This is a genomic window from Marinobacter adhaerens HP15 (assembly GCF_000166295.1).
Classification (GTDB): domain Bacteria; phylum Pseudomonadota; class Gammaproteobacteria; order Pseudomonadales; family Oleiphilaceae; genus Marinobacter; species Marinobacter adhaerens.
On the sequence record NC_017507.1, the window covers coordinates 79,389 to 97,971 of the forward strand.

The 18,583-nt window shown below is 51.4% G+C and carries 15 protein-coding genes and 3 pseudogenes; 8 read left to right on the top strand and 10 right to left on the bottom strand.

From position 1 onward, the window contains the following. Positions 1-248 precede the first annotated feature (248 nt). Positions 249-1,088 (top strand): metal-dependent hydrolase, encoded by an 840-nt coding sequence (locus tag HP15_RS21220; RefSeq protein WP_014579368.1) that lies wholly within the window; start codon positions 249-251, stop codon positions 1,086-1,088. Between the two features lie 100 nt (positions 1,089-1,188). Here HP15_RS21220 and HP15_RS22110 read toward each other — a convergent pair whose 3' ends face one another. From HP15_RS22110 to HP15_RS21235, 4 genes are all read right to left on the bottom strand, one after another. Then, positions 1,189-1,671, bottom strand: a complete 483-nt coding sequence (locus HP15_RS22110) for a DUF445 domain-containing protein (protein WP_406564833.1) — start codon at positions 1,669-1,671, stop codon at positions 1,189-1,191. Positions 1,672-1,699: 28 nt separating this feature from the next. Beyond that, positions 1,700-2,410 carry a DUF445 domain-containing protein gene (locus HP15_RS22115; RefSeq protein ID WP_081449883.1) on the bottom strand — a complete coding sequence of 237 codons (711 nt, stop codon included), beginning with the start codon at positions 2,408-2,410 and terminating at the stop codon, positions 1,700-1,702. A gap of 19 nt (positions 2,411-2,429) precedes the next feature. Next, a complete protein-coding gene (locus HP15_RS21230; protein WP_041646786.1) occupies positions 2,430-2,963 on the bottom strand; it encodes an Abi-alpha family protein in 534 nt (177 codons plus the stop codon). A 413-nt stretch (positions 2,964-3,376) separates the two neighbouring features. Beyond that, entirely contained in the window at positions 3,377-4,453 is a 1,077-nt protein-coding gene (locus HP15_RS21235) for a tetratricopeptide repeat protein (protein WP_014579371.1), read from the bottom strand. Positions 4,454-4,696: 243 nt separating this feature from the next. Between HP15_RS21235 and HP15_RS21790 the strand changes: the two genes are divergently transcribed. Next, a complete protein-coding gene (locus tag HP15_RS21790) occupies positions 4,697-6,025 on the top strand; it encodes a sensor histidine kinase (RefSeq protein WP_169702250.1) in 1,329 nt (442 codons plus the stop codon). A gap of 86 nt (positions 6,026-6,111) precedes the next feature. On the opposite strand, the gene HP15_RS21245 is transcribed toward HP15_RS21790, so the two are convergent. From HP15_RS21245 to HP15_RS21260, 5 genes are all read right to left on the bottom strand, one after another. Beyond that, positions 6,112-6,639, bottom strand: a complete 528-nt coding sequence (locus HP15_RS21245; RefSeq protein WP_169702251.1) for a hypothetical protein — start codon at positions 6,637-6,639, stop codon at positions 6,112-6,114. A gap of 144 nt (positions 6,640-6,783) precedes the next feature. Continuing rightward, complete coding sequence (locus tag HP15_RS22445; protein WP_014579375.1) at positions 6,784-6,912, bottom strand: response regulator transcription factor; 129 nt, start codon at positions 6,910-6,912, stop codon at positions 6,784-6,786. 23 nt (positions 6,913-6,935) lie between these two features. Further along, the gene (locus tag HP15_RS21250; protein ID WP_014579376.1) at positions 6,936-7,868 is read right to left on the bottom strand and encodes a chemotaxis protein; all 933 of its coding nucleotides are present in this window, start codon (positions 7,866-7,868) and stop codon (positions 6,936-6,938) included. Positions 7,869-7,872: 4 nt separating this feature from the next. After that, positions 7,873-9,498, bottom strand: coding sequence for a PAS domain S-box protein (locus HP15_RS21255; RefSeq protein WP_014579377.1), 1,626 nt, complete (start codon positions 9,496-9,498; stop codon positions 7,873-7,875). A 438-nt stretch (positions 9,499-9,936) separates the two neighbouring features. Then, on the bottom strand, positions 9,937-10,374 hold the full coding sequence (locus tag HP15_RS21260) for a transcription termination/antitermination NusG family protein (RefSeq protein ID WP_014579379.1): 438 nt from the start codon (positions 10,372-10,374) through the stop codon (positions 9,937-9,939). A gap of 247 nt (positions 10,375-10,621) precedes the next feature. Here HP15_RS21260 and HP15_RS21265 point away from each other — a divergent pair. From HP15_RS21265 to HP15_RS21795, 6 genes and pseudogenes are all read left to right on the top strand, one after another. Next, a pseudogene (locus HP15_RS21265) lies at positions 10,622-11,612 on the top strand (radical SAM protein). 435 nt (positions 11,613-12,047) lie between these two features. After that, positions 12,048-13,409 carry a sodium:solute symporter family transporter gene (locus HP15_RS21270; protein ID WP_014579383.1) on the top strand — a complete coding sequence of 454 codons (1,362 nt, stop codon included), beginning with the start codon at positions 12,048-12,050 and terminating at the stop codon, positions 13,407-13,409. 356 nt (positions 13,410-13,765) lie between these two features. Next, a pseudogene (locus HP15_RS23105) lies at positions 13,766-14,380 on the top strand (PAS domain-containing protein); the annotation flags it as partial. 213 nt (positions 14,381-14,593) lie between these two features. Next, a pseudogene (locus tag HP15_RS23110) lies at positions 14,594-14,950 on the top strand (methyl-accepting chemotaxis protein); the annotation flags it as partial. 262 nt (positions 14,951-15,212) lie between these two features. Then, positions 15,213-15,692: a sigma-70 family RNA polymerase sigma factor gene (locus HP15_RS23115; protein WP_049784538.1), complete on the top strand. Its 480-nt coding sequence runs from the start codon at positions 15,213-15,215 to the stop codon at positions 15,690-15,692. Then, positions 15,689-16,417 (top strand): anti-sigma factor, encoded by a 729-nt coding sequence (locus HP15_RS21795; protein ID WP_014579387.1) that lies wholly within the window; start codon positions 15,689-15,691, stop codon positions 16,415-16,417. The genes HP15_RS23115 and HP15_RS21795 overlap by 4 nt, the downstream gene beginning before the upstream one ends. Before the next feature lie 42 nt (positions 16,418-16,459). Here HP15_RS21795 and HP15_RS21290 read toward each other — a convergent pair whose 3' ends face one another. Then, positions 16,460-18,487, bottom strand: a complete 2,028-nt coding sequence (locus tag HP15_RS21290) for a hypothetical protein (RefSeq protein ID WP_041646791.1) — start codon at positions 18,485-18,487, stop codon at positions 16,460-16,462. Positions 18,488-18,583 lie beyond the last annotated feature (96 nt).

Here is an 18,583-nt window from a genome sequence, read left to right on the forward strand (position 1 = left end):
TATTTGTGCGTATGACGTACGTCAGTATAAGTGGTGCGATGCGAAATTAAAATCCTAAGGTGCGAGATTTGACAAACATTTGACACGAGACGGCCAAGCGACTGATATGACGTAAATCGGGGGAGGCTAAAGTTGTAAAACGCGAGGAATTAGATGGTGAGATAAATTGTTGTCCTAAAATGGCAAGTCCAGAGTGAGAAAGGGCACCTATATTTGACGCGCAGCAAGACATACAGAGGAGAGATTACATGGCAACTAATGCAGCAGTCGCGTCCTTCCCCGTGCGTCGGCAAGATTTCGATTTTGAAGAAGTGCCGCAGTACTGGGTTGGGAATGATGCGTTCATGACGCACTTATTTAATGGCTTATCAGCCTTGTTCCCGGACGGAGAGCGCTTTTTCGTTGCAAGCGTCCGCGCGGTGAGGAAGGCCGTGGAGGATCCACAGCTCCAAAAGGATATTAGTGCGTTCATTGGCCAAGAGGCCATGCACGCCAAAGAGCACAGTGCCTTCAATCGCGGCGCGATTGAGCATGGATACGAAGTCGAACGCCTTGAAACGTGGACTCAGAAATTCCTGGCCGTTGCCGATTTGCCTGGGCTCAACAACAAGCGGACGCAGTTGGCCGCAACAGTTGCACTTGAGCACTTTACTGGCATCCTGTCAGCACAGCTGCTTCGTCGGGAAGACGTGGTGGAGTCCATTGATGAGTCCATGAGAAACCTGTGGATGTGGCATTGTGTGGAAGAAAACGAGCACAAAGCTGTGGCTTTTGACACCTATAAATTGGTGTACGGTGAGGGTGCTATCAATTATGCGATCCGAATGGGGACCATGGTATTGGCCACGGTACTGATTATGGTCGCAATTCACGCATTTACCGCGGAGCTACTTCGCCAGGACGGAAAATTGCTTAAGCCGAAACTCTGGATGGATGGCTTGCGCAATCTGTGGGGTAAGGAGGGTATGTTCCGACAAATCATTCCTGAATTTCTGGATTATTTTAAGCCGGGTTTCCATCCTTGGGATCACGACACAGAGTTCCTTCTCAAGCGGTACCGCAAGCGCCTAGGCTTCAGTAGCCACTAAGCAAAAGTCAAGGGCGCCAAAAGGCGCCCTTTTTTATCGGCCTGATCACTATGAGATGCAGCGATACTTGCGTTTCGAGAACCCGAGGCGCAGCGATTGATCAGAGAAAAAACAGTAGCTGAGCCGTTCCCACACAAAACCCAAGTGCAGCACCGACGAGGATCAATAGCCATTCGTCTTGTTCAAATGCCGGTCTAAGCATACCCTCAAACTTTGCTGGGCTCAGACGCTGAAGCCGATGTGACAACGTGCTTTCCAGGTCCAAAGCTTCGTCGGCGTACTTTTCAATATGCTGGAGGGTCGTTGGTAATCGTTCGATCAGTAAATTGACCGCACTTTGTTTAATATCTCGATATGTTTGTGTTCCAACAGCGAGTGTAACGACGGGTTTGGCGACACTGGATTGGTTGTCCACCACGCGCTGCACATGGCGGGTGATCATACTGAAAAACCGGTCGGAATGTGGCCCCTGCAACAGCCCTTTGATGATATTGGCGGGTGTCAGAACAGAATTGGCAACGAGACGGCCATAATCTCGGGCAACCTCACTTTGGCGCTTTATGAACAGGCCCTGAATACTCAATGGACCCACACCTATGGGGTCACGAGGCTTAAAGATCATCTGCAGAGCGATAACGTTCGTTGCGTAACCGACAAGGAGTCCAAACGCGGGGAGCAGCCACAACTCCTGGAAAAAAGAGCCAAATGCCCGTCTGCAAGACACCAAATAACACGCCAAAGTAGAATCCAGACCGGCTAATGAATCGAAATTCACTGTGGCCCACTTCCTGGAAGATTTGGTTGAGAAGGGCTTTGTTGTCACTCAACGTTGTGACAACCATATCTTCAAGATCGTAAACCTGAGAAATATTTCGCGTCAGCTGATCCATGATGTCATGAATGAGCGCGGGGGCCTCACGTTGTACATTGTGATAGACGCGACGTTTGACCAGCGTCGGTGTGAATTCCCACAGCCTGGGTTGATACTGTTCCATAATGTCGTCGACAAGATCGGGTACGAGATCGTTTAGTGCTGGTTCCAGTGCCGAGGCGATTTTATTAGCGTCTAGACGATTGAAGATTTCCTCTTGTGAGATGAGGTGTCGGGTGATGGTTTCAACCGAAATAGCCGCCATTTTGGGTGCACGGCGTGGGATGATGCCCTGCCACCCTAGAAGTGGCTTTCGACCTATAAAGTCCACCGGCTCAAACATCATTTTTATGGCCAAAACGTTTGTTGCAAAACCGACCAGACCGCTAATAAGTGGCATGGACAAGTACACAAATGGGTTCGCCAAAAAAGTGGCCAGTATGGAGTCCATAAGTCCTCAGTTTTGTGTCTCAGGCCCGTCGGGAGGCCGATTGACTTAGGTAGCGTTGATTGGATGCTTGCTCCCAAATTTGGGCACCTAGCTCTGTGACCGATACCGACAGGCGTTCAAAACTCATTTTTTTGCCCCATTGCTGACGTGATGCCTGCACCTTTGAACGCACTTCAAGCCCATTTTCAATTAGCTCATACTCTTTTTCCGACTTAAGCAGGGGAGGTCCAATGTCGAGTAAGCTGAGCTGGCAAAGGTGCTGCAAATAGTAAGGAGCGTGATCAGGTAGCATGAGGCCGGCTTCTTGAGGCATACGGCTCAGGTAAGAGTGGACTCTCATGGTTTGGGCACCAAGTCGAGAACCGATAACGGCATGAGAAATGGGGATTGCTGAGTGCGATGTTGCGTAAGCCAGGATACGCATTTCATCTGGAACCAATTGAAGCGCTACGCTTGCGCGCAGAGATTGCACTGCATCCTCATACGTTTGTTCAACTGACCGTTGGTACAAGAGCGTTAGACGTGCATCTGCATCAACGAGATCTGGCGCCATCAGACTTTCCAACCCTGCCCTTGGGTGATGCCGATCGTCAACATGAGGACGCTGAACGCGAGCAACTCTCCGTGTCACCGATTCAAACGCCGCTTTCCTGAGCGCGTTCATCGTTGTGATTGTCGTTATCACTGAAAATGGGAATCGTCGCAAGCCATTCTCTCGCCGTCGGAATATTAATGCATCGGATGGACTAACCTATGATGACAATAAAGTTACGACATAAGAGAAACGATGTACAGGCCGGTGAAACGTTTTACGGGCGAGGTTGATCAACCTCGCCATCGACGCCAAATGCATGCGTCAAGGATTAAAGACGAATCGCCTCGACAAGAGGTGACTCTCGCTCGCTGCGATCTCGTCTGCCTTATGTCGATGCATGCTCGGGAAAAAGAGCTGGCTTTTGCAGCCAATCAATCCTTAAATGATGCGAGCGCACGTTTGGCCGCATCAACGTAGAGGGCTTGTTCGGCACTGGCAGGTACCAGGTTTGCGGTTTTCTCAAGATGCGCTTTAGCGATCTTTCTACCACTGCGATCGCCAACTTTCAGGAGCGCTTTTGCGTACTCAAAACGAATGGCGGCCGAATCGGGATCGAGTGATAGGGCTCGCTCAAACTTGTCTTGAACGGAAGCTGGGGTTGCGCCGTAACTGAGTTTTGCCATGAGTTTGCCGGCTTTATCAACGATGCCGGCGTGGACTCCGCCGTACAATGTCATTGCGTAAATGTGATTCGGATTTTCGCTTAGCAGCCTGTCGAGTGTGGACAGGACCTCTGACGTGTAGCCGCTGGAAAGTGCCTCGGTAACTGACAGGGTTTCCAGAATCCGCGCTTTTGCGTACGCGTTCCCAAATCGGATGGTCGGGTGATCTGGTGCGATGTTTAGCAGCTCGTCTGTACGATGAGCAATCTCCTCCAGTAAAGCCCGTCGTTGGGCTGGTGCCTGCTCCGTCAGCGTTGCTCGAAGTGCTTGTGCGTACAGGGCTGGGTAGTAGCCCCCAGCCCCTAACGAGAGCCCAAGTTCAGAGGCACGCTCGAGCTGACCGTTAAATATCAGCGCCCAAGTTTCTCGGAGTTGATGGGCATAACGTCCATATTGTTCTTTCTCATCGGCTTCAAGACCTTCTACGATGTAAGGATGCGAATCTGCCAGTGTTACGAGGTGCATCCGCGTCGCCGCCTCCAACATTGGCCACTGGGCCGCGCTTGTCTCGACCCAAGAACCCGACGGGAGTGGCCCCCGAAACCCTCCCGTTAGTGTTTGCCAATGTTCACTGAGATTATCTGCGGTGTAATTAAAGTCAGTCATTTTTTGGGGCCAGCTTGAATCTGCGTAAATCGGAAATGGTGCAATTAACGAGACCAAGCAGAAGAAGAAAATCGGCATAAGGGCAGTGTCAATCGCTCCTGAATGAGGGATGAGATAAAACCAAAGGCCAAGCGATGTCGCATTGGCCATGATATCCAATGCCTCAGTCTTTGGAGCCATCGAGCGCCATCTTTGGGTAAGAACACGACTCTGGATCAGTATCAATGGGGCGGCGTTGACTGTAGTGCTGTATCGAAAGTCTAAAAAAACTGGAATAGAAGCGTAGCAACGGTTATTTTGTCAGGCGATTTTCGAGGGGTCGTAGGCTAAGAAGCCATTGGCATTGGCAGACAGCCGCTCCTAATTGCCAGATGCTTTATTAAGTTCTGGCGTTTTTGACAACACCCAACCACCAACAAAAACGTGATAAAGCAACAGCTGAATCGATTTCGACTCTCCCCTGAGGTCAACGCCGAGCGCCATCATTTGTTCATGCAAGAGGTTGGGGCACGCATGGTCTCGAGTGTTATTGCTGCGCTCGTGATCGGTGTGTTGTTCGTCTCTAACCTTGATCTGTCTGAGATGTATCTGTGGTTTGGCATGATTGCTTTCGTGTCTCTCAATTCGTGGTTGATCATCCGCCATTACCATCGCGTTCGCCCCAGAGCCGACTTGGCGAATCCGCGGTTCTTGGCGACCTGGCGGTTTCTTAACTTGTACCTATCGGTTATCTGGGGTGCCCTGTGGTCGCTTGCACCGTTTTTATTTTTTCCAGATGCGTCCCTCGTCCAGATTTTTTCTGTCCTGTTAATGATCATTATTTTGTCTTCCACGCCTTCGGTGACGATGGGGTGTTACCCTGAAATTTATGTAACGTTTCTGACGCCGGTATTCTGCTCGTTTGGTTATCATATGGTAGAACTGCCAATGGAGGGGTGGCTGCATAAATGGCTGGTTCCAGCTGCGTGGTTATCATTGGTCGTCTACAGCTTATTGATTTTTAAAACCCAAGTTGGCGCAATCATCCTGCGAATTCGATTACGAGACGCCAGAGAGGAGGCCGATGCGGCAAATCTGGCTAAAACTCGTATGCTGGCGATTGCCAGTCATGACTTAAGGCACGCCATCCAGGCAGCCACGCTTTACTCTGCCGAACTATCGACGATTGCTGAACCCTCCCAGGTCAATACAATTGGAAAAATCCGCTCGGTCTTGGATCAAGGCAATCGTCTCCTAGATCATCTTCTTGGTGTGACTCATTTTGAAAGCCAGGCTTTGGCGGTGTCACCAGAGGAAGTAAAACTCTTAGACGTCCAAAGTGATTTGGTGAGTGTGTTCGCCGCTGAAGCTCAAGCAAAACAGTTAGACTTGAGGCTTGAGCTCGAAAACGAAACGATCTTCACGGACAAAGTGTTATTCGTTCAAATCTTGGAGAACCTCATAGGTAATGCCCTACGATACACGGATGAGGGCCACGTGACGGTTCGTAGCCGTCGTCTTGGTGACGGCTTAGAATTAACGGTTGCAGACAGTGGTCCGGGCTTCGACCCGGATAGGGTGTCTCGGGTGTTTGAGGCCTACCAGTCGTTTGGCGGTCATGCTGAGTCACGCGGACTCGGTCTTTATATCGTCAAGCGAGCCGCTGACGCTCTGGGTATTTCGATCGCTTTAGAATCGGTCCAAGGGGAGGGCGCAACCTTCCATTTGATGCTGCCCAGGCGATGCAAAACCGTAACCGAAGTTGTCGTTTAAGGGCCAATCGGCTGCTGATTACCGCGGGAAAGTATTTCAATCTGCTCTGGCTATTCGAGAAACATCGATATTCCGCCGAGCGGCCTTCATACACCAATTTGTTCGAAAAATTTATCGAGATTCTTCTCAAGAACGTCGGCGACAACGCGCAGCAGCGATTTGTCATTTTCCCGTATGGCCACCTTGTGAATGGCCTCTGCCGTTGAGCGCCCATGCCACTGGTCATAATCGATCGGTTTAAGGGGAGCCTCGTCATCTCGGGCCTGATCAAGGATCTCCAATGCAACGTCAAAGTCGAACCCAATGAACGTCTCGGGATCCTGACGTTCGGAAATCAAACGCACGATTTCTGTTTGCTTTCCATAACACGCCCAAGACACAGCGTTGGAGTCGTTCGCGCACTCTTTTGACAACCATGTAAAAAACTCAGGCAGTCCGTCTAAAAAGAATAAGACTTTGTCTACGTCGCCGTCGAAGCACGCCTGACAGAACGTTTGTTTTGCTCGACGCTGAAACGGGCCGAGTTCGGCGCCTCTTAGATTCGTTGCAGCGTCCTCGAACATACGTTTCAGTGCATGAACGGGAGCGGATTGGTCAATGAGTAGCGAAGTCAAACTGTTTATCCACATTGATGATGGCCAAGACGACAATGTAAGTCAGAGTCTGAACGAATGTCCAGAAAAGGCGTTGGGTAGATGTTCAAAGAGCGAACGGACCTGCCAATGGACTCTGCTGTCGACGGTTTTTGTGTGTCCCTTTCAGGTTCTCGTCAGGCCCCGAACCGATGCCTGCAATTCCGACATGCGCAGTGGCTTTTCAAACAGTTTGATGGCACCAGCCTGCATTACCTCGCTACGAAACGACGGAGCGTTTTTGGCGGAAATCATGATCGCTGGCGTGTACCTTCTGGCTATTGTTTCCTTGGCACTTCCAGCAAATGGAGAATTTCCTTGGCCAGCTCATCTGGATTGAACTTGGCAATGAATTTATCGGCCTCCACTTTCTTTACCATGCTTTCGTTGAACTGTCCTGAGAGCGAGGAGCGTAAGATGACCTTCAACCCAGACAGCGTAGACTGTTTTCGGATTTCCGCAGCTAGCGTGTACCCATCCATAACGGGCATCTCAATGTCTGAAACGACCAGTGGATAAGACGCTAGAAAATCGTTGCCCAGACGGGTTTCAATGGCTTGAAGTTTTTCCAATGCCTCGCGACCGTCATTTGCGGTTTCAACCAGGAATCCAAGGTCTTCCAAAGATCGCTTCACTTGATTCCGTGCGACGCTGGAGTCATCAACCGCAAGGATCGTTATTTGGTTAAACTCTGAAACTTCGACGGCCGCCGTCACGGTTGGACTTACGGCAGTGTCGATTGTTGCAATCTCGGCAAAGATTTTTTCAACGTCTATGATGTCAACGAGAGTATCGTCGAGTTGCACGACACCGGTCAGGTAGTGCTCTTGCCCGAGAGCCTGTGGCGGCGGCGAAATGTCGTTCCAGTTTAGGTTAACGATACGATCAACATTATTGACGAGGAACCCCTGAATATTCCGATTATATTCGGTGACGATGACAAACCCACCCTCGCCATCGTAAGGCGCTTTTCCGATGGATTTGCCTAGGTCGATAATTGGCACGGTTTCACCTCGCAGATAAGCGATTCCACGAATGTTTCCGCCGCCACCCGGAACTTCAGATAACTCGGGACAGTGAATGACCTCTCGAATTTTGAAAACGTTGATCCCGTAGGCTTGTTGAGAGTCGAGGGAAAACAGGAGCATTTCAAGCCGGTTTTGTCCGGCCAGATTGGTCCGCTCGTCTACGCTTGCTAGTACGCCGGTCATTTAGTTACTCCTGGGAAATGTCGTTCAGAGCTCTGAGTGATTCGGCCAGGCTTTCGATTCGATTATTTGTCTCGGTGACTAACCGATTGATTTCATCGGCCGACTGACCGGATTTTTGAGCAAGTTGTCGAACCTCATCAGCAACGACTGCAAAGCCGCGACCTGCCTCTCCTGCACGCGCAGCCTCAATGGCTGCGTTAAGAGCGAGTAAATTGGTTTGTTCGGCGATTTGATTGATGGCACTGACGATTTGCGAAATTTCATCAGAGGACTTTAAGACAGATTTCATTTCCTCATCAGTCACCTGAACCGCCTGCATCTTGGAGTGAACATCAATTCCATACGCGACGAAATATTTGATACTTCCCGAGAAATCAGCGATCGGGCAAACAGTGACATCGAACCAGTGCGCCTGGTTGTCCGCGTCAGGGAAAGCGAACGAACCGGATATCTGAGAGCCACCGAGAAGTGTATTAAATTTGTCCGTACCGATAATTTCTTTTAAATTCTTAATCCGAGCCTTGGTTTGCTCCGCAGACCCATCGCCCAAACTGCGAAGCATGTATGCGTTGCAATGCCATAATGAGCCGTCAAGGCCCCATTCCGTGACGCCGTTACTGTCGCTAATTGCCTCGAAGCGTCGCGTATATTCAAGCGACTTTTCTTTTGTCTCTGTCACATTAGCCTGTATCGAGATGTAATGGGTTAATGTGCCAGATTCATCGAAAACCGGGTTAATGGCCAGCGATACCCAATAAGGCTTTTGATTACGATCGTAGTTAAGCACCTCGTCATAAAACGGTTGATGGTGCCTCAGTTTTTGACGGATCTGGTCAATGGTCTCCGGATCGGTGTGTGGACCTTGAAGAAAATCACCGGGATTTTTACCGACAACTTCGTCCAAACCGTAGCCCGTCAGTTGGGTAAAGCCCCGGTTCACATAGACAATTTTACGGTCTGGAGTTGTTATAATGACTGCGTTGTCGGTCTCGTTAGCGACCATGGAGAGCATACGAAATTCATTCCGGCGTTCGACTTCTTCTGTCACGTCTTTGAGAAACGCCGTGTAGAGGATCCGATCATCCAGTTGGATTTTAGACAACGCTAGAGTTGCCCAGCGTCGGGCCCCATCTTTCCTGAACACGGGCACCTCTCGGGAGGTCCCCACGATTTTATCAACGCCAGTGCGCCGGTTCGCATTGACCATTTCGTCGTGCCGGCCTTGAATGTCATGAGGCACCAGCATTTTGACATTGTTGCCCAACATTTCTTGCCGATCGTATCCCCACAGATGCTCAGCGGCCGAGTTGACAAAGATAATGACGTTGTTTTCATCAATCGTGACGACAGCATCCAATGCCTGTTCAAGCGTCTGATTGATCATTTCCCGTGAGGCTCGTTCAGCCGTAATGTCTCGGACGAAAGCTGTATAGGTAATCGAGCGCCCGGACACAACTTTATTCAAGGCGAGGTTGACCCAAACCTGAGACCCATCTTTGCGCTCCATGCACACATCTCGGCTCGTGCCAACGATCCTGTCGCTGCCGCCTTGACGATTGTGTTCGATGTGCGCGTCGTGATGGTCTTTTACCGAAGCGGGCACCAGGATTTTGACGTTTTCTCCTAGCACCTCTTTGGCGCTATAGCCCCAGAGTCGTTCAGCCGCTTTATTGAAAAAATAATTCGGTTTTTCTGGTCAATACTCACAACGGCGTCGAGACACTGTTCAAGGACGCTGGACATGTGTTGGTGTCGGAAAAACATCGTATAACCCTATGCGTATGGTCTTTAGACATAATGCGACACGGGCCTCAAAAGTCAGTTCGATTGGGTTTACCGAATGTCAGGAACTGTTGCCAGACTCGGAATTTGCGCAACGTATGTAACGTGAGGTAAGGGCGCAGAATCCTTGGCACCATGCACCAAGGCCGGCGAACTTGGCTGCGTCTATGCAGAGTTGACAACTCCCTTTCGCAAACGGGGAGGCTTTTCGTCAACTCCTTGTAAAACGAGCTTCATCTCTGTGGCGATATCATCGAGGTTCAGCGCGATACGTACACGCAGATGGTTAGTTGGCCAAGGTAAGTGACGTGATTGGTACTTTCAGGCGTTGATGCTTTTGCATAAAGTTGATGAGGACTACCGCTCGCTCGTCACCATCGTAACACTGGAAAATTGCGTTGAGGCCTTTGAAAGGCCCATCGTCGAGTTCGACGGCTTGGCCGGATTTAAGACCACCTTGTGTTGTTACGGAGGCAAGGCGGGCGTTAATTTGATCAATAACAGTTTGGTCAATGGTTGCTGGTGTATTGCCAAATCCAACAATCCGTAGGATGCCCCGCGTCGACCTTAATTTGTTCCAGTTTTGCTCTCCCGGCTTTAATTTGATGAATAAATAGCCAGCAAAAAGAGGTTCCAGGCGTTGTGTGCGTTTTCCCGACCTGACTTTTTCCACCAAAATTTTAGGGTGAAAGCAATCCACATGTTGATTAAGTAGATTTTGCATTGCTCGATCACCCTGTCCGGGCTTATGTTGTATGACATACCAAACCATGAAAAGCTCGCGCTCCTGAGTTGCTCTGCTTTGCCAAGGCGAACAATGGCGCCGGCCAAAGAATGAGGATTATGAATAATGTTTGGTTATCCGATAATATGCTAGGTTTACCCCTCAGAGTATATTGCATCATCTGCAAGGTGCAATGGAGACGGTACGCAAGCTTTTAACAGGCAATAAATTGCTAAGGCTGATCAGTATGAAACTTGAAGAGGGCTACGCGGACGCTGTAGCTACTGGGGTGACGAGAGAAAAGATTAAAGTCGTGGAGATTCTGGAACCCCGTGCCCGTGATAGCTGGACTCACACTCGCAACGGCGACCCCCGGGGTTACATCGATGCAGGCAAGCTCAAAGAGCTCTGGATCCACACCGGCACCGCCTGCAATCTGGCGTGTCCGTTTTGCCTGGAAGGTTCGCACCCCGGCGATGGCCGGATCCCGGGCATGAAGCTCAGCGATGTGAAGCCGTTTATCCACGAAGCCATCGACATGGGGGTGGAGCAGTTTTCGTTCACCGGTGGCGAGCCCTTCGTGATCCGGGACTTCGTCAATATTCTGAATTACGCCAGCCAGCACCGGCCCTGCTTCGTGCTGACTAACGCCACCGAGCCGCTGCACAAGCGCCAGCATCAGGTACTGCCTTTGCTGGACAAACCCCTACCCGATTCATTTCCGGGTCAGCCTGGACTTCCCGGACAGGGCCCGTCACGACAAGGACCGCGGTGACGGCAGCTTTGATGAGGCCTTGCAGGGCATCCGCTGGCTGGTTGAACAGGGCTTCAAGGTGTCCATTGCCCGCCAGACCGATCCGGAGGAAATTCCTGCAGATGTCGAGGCGGCTTTCCGTGACATCTTCCGGGAATGGAATATTCCGGAGGACCTGGCGTTTACCGCGTTTCCGGATCTGGGTACCCCCGGCTCGGAAGACGGCAGCCCGGAGATTACCGAGACCTGTATGGAGAAGTATCCGACCAAAGAGGCTCGTTCCCACTTCATGTGCACCTATACGCGGATGCTGGTGAAGAAGGGCGACCAGGTTCGGGTGTATGCCTGCACGCTGGTGGATGATGATCCGCAGTACGATCTGGGTGGCACGCTCGCGGAGAGTATGGATGAGCGGATCATGTTGCGGCACCACCGGTGTTTTTCCTGCTACCGCTTTGGGGCTAGTTGTTCGGCGCCTGCCTAGGCTTGGGCATTGTCGATTGGAGGACTGATGGCTGGTCATTGGCGGCCTGGGAGGTGAGGTTATTTTCCCTTGGGAAAAACAACTCGCTTCGCTCAGACATCTTTTTCCTGGCGGGAAAATAACCTCACCACCCAGACCGCGGGTACGGCTTCGCTATTCGGTTGCTGAGTGGGAAAGAAAAGAAAGAAGAAAGGTCCGTCAGAGTTCGTTGGAGCCTATTTCCGTTGCCGGGGATGCCAACACCGAGGTTAAACAAGGGACAGGCCGGTAGGGATTTCAAAAAATGTGGAGCGCCATGGACGGCGCGACCAAGCCCCCCATGGATGGGTTCACGGGCGTTTTTTTGAAATCCCTACCGGCCTGTCCCGAAAGGCACCCAAACCAGAAACCCCGGAATAAGCCCCGGAAGACGACAAAGAACAAAGGAAAGAAAACATGAATTTCACAGAGGCCTCCCTGTTCTGGGGATTCCTGCTGGTGTACGGCGTGGTGATGTACTGGCTGTCGCCCAAGAGCAAGAACGCGAATTCGTTCTATAAAGGCGCCGATGATCAGGGCAACCCGGTGGGGCAGTGGTCGCTGACGGCGAGTATTTTTATCAGCTGGATCTTTGCCAAGTCGGTGACCAATGCGGCGAACCTGGGTGCGGCTTATGGCGTGGTGGGCGGTCTGGCTTATGCCAGTTACTGGTTGTCGATTCCGGTGGCGGGGTATGTGATCTACCTGATCCGGACGCAGACCGGGGCGCGGAGTTTGCAGGATTTTCTGACCTCCCGGTTTGGTCGGTTGGCGAGTCTGGCGTTTGCGGCGGCGATTCTGATCCGGCTTTATAACGAAGTCTGGAGTAATACGGCGGTGGTGGGCGGTTATTTCGGGTTGCCCGGTGAGTGGGAGTATTACGCGGCGGCGATGCTGTTTACGGTGTTTACCCTGGCTTACAGCCTGAAGGGCGGGCTGCGGTCGTCGATTTTCACCGATGTGATTCAAGCGTTCGTGTTTGTGTTCTTTGTGGGTGCCGTGCTCTTCCTGATCATTCCGGCCAACGATACCAGCGCCCTGCTGACCAATGGCGAGTTCCGGCTCAATGCCGGCTTTGATCTCTTGCTGGTGGCTTTGCTGCAGCTGTTCAGCTATCCGTTCCACGATCCGGTGCTGACCGACCGGGGTTTTGTGAACAAGGAAAAGACCATGCTCAAAAGCTTTGTGGTGGCCGGGCTGCTGGGCTTTGTGGCAGTGTTTATCTTCAGTCTGGTGGGTGTTCACGCCCGGCTTAACGGCATTGAGGCGATGGGCAACGCGCCTGCTGCCGTGGGCCAGTCGCTGGGCCTGGCCGCGTTGTTCTTTATGAGCGTGGTAATGATGACCTCGGCGGGGTCGACCCTGGATTCCACTTTCACGTCGCTAGCCAAGTCACTGGCGGTGGATCTGCCCAGGCTGGCGCAACGTGCTTCTGACAAGCTGCCGAGCATGCGGGTAGGTGCGATTGTGATGGTTATCTTTGCCTTCCTGGGCAACCTGCCAATGTTCGCCGGCACCGATATCCTCAAGGCCACCACCATCTCCGGCACCATGGTGATGGGGCTGGCGCCGGTGTTCCTGTTTTATGGGTTCACCAAATGGTCGCCCTGGAGTTTCCACCTGAGTTTCTGGACCGGCCTGGGACTTGGTGTGTTGCTTGCGGTTGGGCTGATTCCGTCAAGCTGGGCCATTGGCGATGGCAAATACGCTATGTTGCTGGGCGTGAACGCCTATGGCTTCCTGATCTGTACCGCAGGTTTTTCGTGCCACTTGTGGTAAGCCGCTTCGCAAGGCGCTCTTTTTTGCCAGAGTCGAGATAATAGATCCTCAACACCGAATTCATATGATCAGCGGTAGTTCAGACGCCAGGTATCTCGTTTTGATGCCACGTATCACCTCATTGCGCAGTGTTGTGTGGCTTTTCGTTATGAAATGTGAATCGGCAACCACGTTCACGATAAAGGTGGTAGATTTAGAACGTAAGCATTGAGCCTGAACTGGGTTAGGGGGTCTGCGTGGGCTTTTTTAACAAACAAGAATTACGTGACGCTGAAGCTGCTTTAAAGAAGTGCCAGGCTGGCCAAAGCAAGGTACAGAGGACGTTAGACGCAATCCGACAGGCAGTTGGATTTATTGTGTTTTCACCGGACGGCATCGTCGAAGACGTAAACGATAAACTGCTTCACATATTCGGGTACACCCGTGAACAAGTGATTGGTCAGCACCACAAAGTGCTTGTTGAGCAGAGCTACGCTCAGAGCCCGGAGTATGCTGAGTTTTGGGAATCTTTACGGGCAGGTCAGTTTATTCACGGCCAGTTTCCGCGACTGAACGCAAGCGGAGAAAAGGTTTGGCTTGAGGGCAGTTACTTTCCTGTTAAGACCGAAACGGGACAAGTCATCAATGTGGTAAAAATAGCTGCTGATGTGACGGATGCCCAAACCCAAAGTGCCGACAAGGAGGCATTGCTGACGGCGCTAGACTCGTATATGGCGGTTATTAAGTTTACACCAGATGGAACCGTCCTCGATGCAAACTCAAATTTCTTGCACGCAATGGGTTATGAATTAAGTGAGATTGTCGGACAGGCTCATCGAATTTTCTGTCTGGATGATTTTTATCGTGACAACCCTGACTTTTGGCGACGGCTGGCCTCCGGTGAGAGCTTCTCTGGCCGATTTCAGAGAAAAGATGCTCAAGGCCGTGTGATATGGCTTGAGGCAACATACAGCCCCGTTTACGATGAACTCGGTCGCATCAGCAAGATCGTGAAGTTTGCGATGGATATCACAGAGCAGGTGCGACGTTCTGAGGTGGCCAGAGAGTCCGCGGCAGCTACATCAGAGCAAACCTCTCAGATAGCGGGTCAAACAACGAGGGCGATCACAGAGGCCGTCGAAGCTTCCGCTCATGTAGCAGACGAAGTCGCTGGGGCTCTGCGGTTGAGTGAAAGCCTGGGCGATCAAGCCGCTCAAATTCAGGGTATTGTAGGAACCATTCAGGCGGTCGCTGACCAAACCAATCTGCTTGCTTTAAATGCCGCCATTGAGGCGGCAAGAGCCGGTGATGTCGGACGTGGTTTCGCCGTTGTTGCCGACGAGGTGCGCACATTGGCAGCCCGCACGGCTGAATCGCTCGCACAGATTTCAGACGTTGTTCAGGCCAATAACGAAATGATCTCGGACATGAGACGCCGAATGGACCATGTCAGTCAGTTGTCCTCAAGCAGCTCCAAGCGAATTGCGTCTCTATCGGAGGGTATTTCTGAGGTCGATCGGGGCATCGCGGATCTTGCACACATGATGGCAGATCTTGGTTGACAGTTTCCCTTGAGTAAACGAGGAGCGTGCGTCGATTTTAGATGTAAGTTCATTGGATTATTGATCATAATTTTGAGACCTTAGGGAATACGCATTATCGCATCGTCATGTCTAAGCGAGTGTGTCTGCGAAAGGCCTGACGGATTGATCAAAAAATACACCGGTTGTTGTTTTGAACTCTCACAATGATTCGTCTTCTGTCTTTGATTACTCGGCGTGCCTTTGTGCCTGTGCGCGCGGGGAACGTTATGCGTTTCACACGTTGTACCAAGTTGAGGCCCCAAAAATACGAGGCATCATCCTTCGGATTGTCGGCAATCCAGACCTCGCCTCAGACCTCACTCAGGATGTCTTCCTGAAAATTTGGGATAAGGCGCACACCTTTGATGCGCAAAGAAGTCGGGGGCGAGCCTGGATTCACAGTGTTGCTCGTCACCATGCGCTGGATGAGATCCGTCGACGCGCGCAACCTTTGAACCAAACTTCAAGCGAACAAGTCGAAGAGTTGCCCTCATTGGTCAATGATGAACGCATACTTGCAAATTTGGAGCTGAACGAGGCGACAGTGAATCTAAGCGAGTGCCTTAAACGTCTAGAAACGGACAGGCGAACCGCGATCTACATGGCGTTCGTCGAGGGCCACACCCATGAAGAGATCAGTAAAAGAATGGGCACGCCACTGGGTACGGTGAAATCATGGGCTCGGCGGAGCCTAAAGTTCCTTAGAGACTGTTTGAAATGACCAAAATCAATCTGAGCGATACGGAGTGGGAACAGGCATGGGAGTACACTCTTGGAACTCTCCCATACGACGAGCGTATGCAATTCGTTTTGCGTATGGAAAGGTCCTCTGAGCTGAGAAGCGCGGTTTTGTTTCTCGAGGAAAAAATGTCTCCGCTGTTAGAGTCGGTTGAACCTGTTGATGTACCGGATTCAGTCTGGCGAGTTATTCAGCAAGAAATTGCAAAAGAACAGACCAGTCAAGCAGTACAGCCGCAGGCGTCTGAAGTCGGACGACTCAAAGGGATGCTGACTAACCTGTGGCTTTGGCGTGTATCAACGGGGTTTGCGGTTGCGTTGCTCGCGATGATGCTGATGTTCGAGGGTCAAACTTCATCGCCTACAGAGGGAGAACCATTCGTCGTTCTCGTGACGCCTGAACGTTACCAGCCTGGTCTGATTTTGCGCACTCAGAATTCTCAGTCAGGCGTCCTGAAGGCGCTGACGCACCTTCCAGAACCCGAAAATAGTGTTATGGAGCTTTGGACAAAAGCTGATAGTTGGGAGAAACCGATTAGCTTGGGCACACTTGGTTCAGACAGGCAACAGGAAATACGCGCCGACGCATTCAACAGTGTGGAAGAGAACCAACTCTTTGAAATAACACTGGAACCTCCGGGAGGGTCACCGACCGGCTTGCCGACCGGAGAAATCCTGTTTATCGGCCGCCTGACCTCCGGTCATTAAAAAGGGGGGAGCGAGAGTTCGCTCCGCCCTTCGGTTTACATATTATCGTTTAATAGACAGTATAAGGGATTCAGGTTTTGTTGCGGCAATGGTGTCCGTCGGTGCAGTGACTCCATTGACAGAGGGATCTGTCAAAAAGTCACGGTACACTTGAATACTATCATTTGCCTTCTCTGCCACGAACAAGTCTTTTCCATCAAAGGCAATGTCTACAGGATTTCCAAGGATGCTTTCGTCCGGACTACTACCGAGAAGCCCGGTGGGTGAGGGTGACGTAACCCGTTTACCGACAGCCGCTGGCCCGGAGACATTGGACGCTTGTGGAATCGTCAAAATAGCACCATCACTGTTATCCTGAGCACTCCCAACGTCGGTTACAATCAGCGTGTCAGATATTTGGTCGTACCGAATACCGTGGAAATTCACGGTATTGGCGGGCTCGATAGTTCGACTTGGGCCACCGGCGCCAAGCGTCTGAGAGAATTTATCGTAAGCGGCAATAGTGCCATTGGTCAGGGCTACAAACAGTGTATCCACCGATGGTGCGTAATCGCTGTCCCAAGGCGCGATGCCTCCGGTGTCTATCTCGATCGGTGTCGCGTTACCTGCAGCACAGGCGCTGAAGGCCAAGATTGATTGAGTCCCGGTGTCAGACACAATCAGTAAACCAAGGTCATCGGCTAGCTCAATACCCTTAGGCGATATCAGTTGAGTGTTGTCACCTTGGATGATGCGGTCGAGCTGTGGATCCGCCTCATCGCGTTCAACAATTGCGCCAAACACCGCAATCCCCGGTCCGTTGACTGTGTTGTTGAAGTTGACGTAGGCAGTGCCCTGTCGATCCAGCGTAATGTTTTCAATGCTATCCTGCGTGGTGTCGAAAACAGTTTCTAGTTGTGCAACATTGCGATCCACTGAAAAGATAGCCCCAGACGTCCGTGAACCAGGCGCGGGGTTGCTCGTTGCTAGGAGCTGATAGGACAGTTGGGAGTTAACGACATCTGTCGCGCCAACAGGTGAGAGTTGTTCAGATACCACGGCAATCGACTCTGGAGCTGGCGTGTCATAAATGACGTCTGGGGCGACATTGCCGCCTGCAGCTTCAAAAATGTTGCGGTAGACGAGTACGGCGCCACCTGCATTGGCTTTTTCAGCGATTCGTACATCTGTGCCAGTAATCTGAAGATCCACTGGGTTTCCAAGGCGTGTTTCAGAGCCTTTCCATGTAGTCGCCGCTTTCACGGTGCCGCTCGCAATGGAGCTTGCGTTTTGAAGGACATACAGTTTTCCGTCGTCCGCTGATGAGGCTTGCCCGACATCAGACACAACGAGTGAGTCAGTCACTGCATCGTAGTCGATCCCGTGCAGGTTGACTGACACTTCGCCGTCTGCATCTTCAATCCAAAACAGACGAGTAATGCCGCCCTGTCCCTCGTTTTCTGCGAACCTATCGAAAACAGCGACGCTGCCATCGACCAGGGCTACGAATAAGGTATCAGTTTTTCCGTCATAGGTGAGGTCCCATGCGTCATTGGTAAGCCCAAGCGTTGCGAAAGGGGCTACGTCGCCTGATGCAGCCGACCCAAAGATCAGTATATTCGACTGTCCATTATTGGCGACCAAGGTCAAACCAAGATTCGGTATCGTTTCAACGCCTTTAGGATTGACCAAACCTGTGTTGGTTCCAGAGATTGCATAGGAAGGGCCGCTTGTAGTTCGATCGAATGCGTTACACGCTGTGATGATGCGTCCATTCGTTCCGCTATCATCCGCCTGGATAATAGCTCCGGCACTGGAAACAACGATGCCCTCATTCCCACCGGTCTCATAAGTATTCAATAAACCGAAGGTTTCGTTGCGGACCCGCACAGCTTTGTCGGTTGAGCTGTTGCTCGCAACGAATAAGGTTGCCGGTGCAAAGGCAGGTGTGCCGGCTCTGCCTTGGTTCCCCGGCTCACCCTTCTGCCCATCATCACCCTCTAGAGCGCATCCGGAAAGGATCAGCGAGGTCGTGGCTACCGCAACGACCAGCTTATGACGATCGAATAAAGGTTTGTATACTGACTTCATATTTTGTTCCTTAGTCTCATATGAAAAGAGGAGCGGATTGCCCATTGATCTATACTGATCCGAGTTCTTTTCAGATGCAGCGTAAAACGGCCGAGC

Coding starts and splice junctions, on each gene's coding strand:
- HP15_RS21220 (WP_014579368.1), top strand. CDS start 249: ATGGCAACTAATGCAGCAGTCGCGTCCTTCCCCGTGCGTCGGCAAGAT.
- HP15_RS22115 (WP_081449883.1), bottom strand. CDS start 2,410: ATGGACTCCATACTGGCCACTTTTTTGGCGAACCCATTTGTGTACTTG.
- HP15_RS21230 (WP_041646786.1), bottom strand. CDS start 2,963: ATGGCGCCAGATCTCGTTGATGCAGATGCACGTCTAACGCTCTTGTAC.
- HP15_RS21235 (WP_014579371.1), bottom strand. CDS start 4,453: ATGGCTCCAAAGACTGAGGCATTGGATATCATGGCCAATGCGACATCG.
- HP15_RS22445 (WP_014579375.1), bottom strand. CDS start 6,912: ATGATTTCCGCCAAAAACGCTCCGTCGTTTCGTAGCGAGGTAATGCAG.
- HP15_RS21250 (WP_014579376.1), bottom strand. CDS start 7,868: ATGACCGGCGTACTAGCAAGCGTAGACGAGCGGACCAATCTGGCCGGA.
- HP15_RS21260 (WP_014579379.1), bottom strand. CDS start 10,374: ATGCAAAATCTACTTAATCAACATGTGGATTGCTTTCACCCTAAAATT.
- HP15_RS21270 (WP_014579383.1), top strand. CDS start 12,048: ATGAATTTCACAGAGGCCTCCCTGTTCTGGGGATTCCTGCTGGTGTAC.
- HP15_RS21795 (WP_014579387.1), top strand. CDS start 15,689: ATGACCAAAATCAATCTGAGCGATACGGAGTGGGAACAGGCATGGGAG.
- HP15_RS21290 (WP_041646791.1), bottom strand. CDS start 18,487: ATGAAGTCAGTATACAAACCTTTATTCGATCGTCATAAGCTGGTCGTT.